Here is a 3,003-nt window from a genome sequence, read left to right on the forward strand (position 1 = left end):
GAGTAAAAACGCGATTGAAAAAATTAACAAAAAATATACTGAAGAAATTTATTTTAGTAATCTGTTAAGTATCTATGAGAAATTATTAAATTCAAAAAATAAAGGTGAAAATGTATGAAAATTGCAATGATAGGACAAAAAGGGTTACCGGCACAATCTGGCGGGGTTGAAAAACATGTTGAAGAAATAGGCAAGAGGTTAGTAAATGCTGGCTATGAGCTTACAGTTTTTAATAGAAAACATTATTCAAGTATAAAGGATAAGTCAAATCATAATGGCATAGTGATTAAAAATTTACCAAGCATAAATACTAAGCATCTAGATGCTATAACTCATACTTTTTGTTCAACTGTTTATAGTATGTTAAGCTTTATACCAAGACTTCTTTCACATAAAAAAATTGTCGTCACAGTGCATGGGCTGGATTGGCAACGAGCTAAATGGGGGTACTTAGCTAAACAAATTTTAAAATTAGGTGAAATTACATCAGCCTTCTTTCCTCATAAATTGATAATTGTTTCTAATACGTTAAGAAACTATTATCAAGAAAAATACAAAATCGATCCAGTTTTTATCCCTAATGGAGTTACACTACCCACAAAAATTTCTGCCAGCGAAATAAAAGAAAAATTTGGCCTTCAACCTCAAAAATATATTTTATTTCTGGCCAGGTTAGTCCCAGAAAAAGGCGCACATTATCTTTTAGAAGCTTTTTCTAAAATTAAAACTGATCTTAAGCTTGTAATAGCAGGGGGTTCAAGTAATTCTGATGATTATGTATTAACCCTGGAGAAATATAAAAGCTTTCCAAACATTATTTTTACAGGCCAGGTAAGTGGAAATCTGTTGCAAGAGCTCTATAGTAACGCTTATATTTATGTTTTACCATCAGACCTGGAGGGTTTACCTATTTCGCTACTGGAAGCTATGAGTTATCAGTTACCGTGTCTCATCAGTGATATACCTGAAAATCTCGAAGTTGGTCATGATTGTTCATTAACTTTTCGAAAAGCAGATTCTGAAGATTTAGCGCAGAAACTAATTTATGCCATAAATAATCCAGAAGATCTAAGCAGGTTAGCAGTAAAAGGTTTTAACAAGGTTAAAGAAAACTACAGTTGGGAAAGAGTAGTTCAACAAACAATTGCAGTTTATCAAAGCCTTTTATAAAAGGAGGACCATCATGAACGTACTTGTCACCGGCGGCGCGGGCTATATCGGCAGCCACACCGTATACTACTTGCTCCAGCAGGGCCATCAGCCCATCGTGCTGGACAACCTCAGCACCGGCCATCGCCAGGCCGTACCATCTACCGTCCCCTTTTACCATGGCGACATTGCCGACTCTGTCCTGGTCACTTCCATCATCAACCAGCACCAGATCAGCGGCGTCATCCATTTCGCCGCCAGCAGCCTGGTGGGAGAATCTATGACTGACCCGGCCAAATACTTTGAAAACAACGTTGTCAAAACCATCCTCTTCCTCAACACCCTGCTTAAAACCGGAGTTAAACACCTGGTCTTCAGCTCAACTGCCGCTGTCTACGGGGAACCACGGCAGATTCCCATTCGGGAAGAGGATCCTACAGAACCCACTAATGTCTACGGTCAGACCAAGCTCATGCTGGAACAGGTCATGGCTCAATATGCCAGGACCTATGATTTTCACTATGCTGCTTTACGCTATTTCAATGCCTGTGGTGCCCTGCCTGATGGCTCCATCGGCGAGGATCATCAGCCGGAAACCCACCTGATCCCTTTGATCCTGCAGGTGGCTAATGGCAGGCGGGATCATATTACCATCTATGGCCAGGATTATCCTACCCCTGATGGCACCTGCATTCGGGACTATATTCACGTCCTTGACCTGGCTGAAGCCCATTTGCTGGCCTTGCAATACCTCTGGATTGGGGGAGAATCCGGGCCCTTTAATCTGGGCAATGGCCAGGGTTTCTCCGTCCAGGAGGTCATCAGCGTCGCCCGTCAGGTAACCGGTCATCCCTTGCCGGTACAAATCGGCCCCCGGCGGCCGGGAGATCCGGCCCGGCTGGTGGCAGCAGCGGAAAAAGCCAGGCAGGTACTGGGCTGGCAACCCCGCTACCCCGATCTGATGGCAATGATAGAAACAGCCTGGGCCTGGCATCACCAGCATCCTGACGGGTTTCAGTCAGGACGGGAAAGGGAAGAGGCATGAAACAGAGCAAAACTCTGTTCTGGTCAATTGTAACCCTGGGCTGGCTGGGACTCATCTTCTGGTTTTCCAGTCAGCCCTTTGCCCTGCAGAGGGCTCTTTATTCTTCCACCTTGCGGCATTATCTTGCCCTGCTACCGTCACAGCTTACCTTCGTTGAAGCCGAATATCTTTTACGCAAGTTTGCCCATGTAGTTGAATATACTGTCTTTGGTTTTATTCTCTTACGGGTGCTGGGCCGCTGGTGGCCAGCTCTGCTTTTCCTGCCTTTGATTGCTCTATTCGATGAACTCAACCAGCGCCAGATCAGTGGCCGCCATGGCCGCTGGCAGGATGTGGTGCTGGACTTGAGCATTTTTTATCTTTTGGCTATATTTAATTATTGTAGAGCAAAATTCAGGCAGGAAAAAACAAAATCTAACAGAAGATAAAAAATAATACTGAGTTTTACAGGGGGGAGTGAAGAGGATGAAAGTGCGTAAAGCGATTATTCCAGCGGCAGGTTTGGGAACCAGGTTTTTGCCTGCTACCAAGGCCCAGCCCAAGGAGATGCTGCCTCTGGTGGATAAGCCCACCATTCAGTATGTGGTGGAGGAGGCGGTGGCTTCCGGGATCAAGGACATTATCATTGTCACCGGCCGGGGCAAACGGGCCATTGAGGACCATTTTGACCGCTCCATTGAGCTAGAGACTTTCCTGGAGGAAAAAGGCAAACTCGATTTGCTGAAAGAAGTGCGTTCCATCTCCGATATGGTGGATGTTCACTATGTTCGGCAAAAGGAGGCCAAAGGTCTGGGACATGCCGTCTGGTG

At 44.9% G+C, this 3,003-nt stretch carries 3 protein-coding genes and 1 pseudogene; all 4 read left to right on the plus strand.

The window, feature by feature from the left end:
• Positions 1 to 114 precede the first annotated feature (114 nt).
• The gene (locus JDF658_RS12965; RefSeq protein WP_079907938.1) at positions 115 to 1,170 is read left to right on the plus strand and encodes a glycosyltransferase family 4 protein; all 1,056 of its coding nucleotides are present in this window, start codon (positions 115 to 117) and stop codon (positions 1,168 to 1,170) included.
• Between the two features lie 13 nt (positions 1,171 to 1,183).
• The gene (gene galE / locus JDF658_RS12970; protein ID WP_079907940.1) at positions 1,184 to 2,194 is read left to right on the plus strand and encodes a UDP-glucose 4-epimerase GalE; all 1,011 of its coding nucleotides are present in this window, start codon (positions 1,184 to 1,186) and stop codon (positions 2,192 to 2,194) included.
• The gene (locus JDF658_RS12975) at positions 2,191 to 2,622 is read left to right on the plus strand and encodes a VanZ family protein (RefSeq protein ID WP_079907942.1); all 432 of its coding nucleotides are present in this window, start codon (positions 2,191 to 2,193) and stop codon (positions 2,620 to 2,622) included. Before galE ends, JDF658_RS12975 begins: the two co-directional genes overlap by 4 nt.
• A gap of 37 nt (positions 2,623 to 2,659) precedes the next feature.
• Positions 2,660 to 3,003 (plus strand): annotated as a pseudogene (locus JDF658_RS14900) (UTP--glucose-1-phosphate uridylyltransferase); the annotation flags it as partial.

Source organism: Carboxydocella sp. JDF658 (assembly GCF_002049395.1).
Classification (GTDB): domain Bacteria; phylum Bacillota.

What these genes read in the sequence shown, in the direction of transcription:
- JDF658_RS12975 (WP_079907942.1), top strand. Translation starts at nt 2,191, where the DNA reads ATGAAACAGAGCAAAACTCTGTTCTGGTCAATTGTAACCCTGGGCTGG.
- galE (WP_079907940.1), top strand. Translation starts at nt 1,184, where the DNA reads ATGAACGTACTTGTCACCGGCGGCGCGGGCTATATCGGCAGCCACACC.
- JDF658_RS12965 (WP_079907938.1), top strand. Translation starts at nt 115, where the DNA reads ATGAAAATTGCAATGATAGGACAAAAAGGGTTACCGGCACAATCTGGC.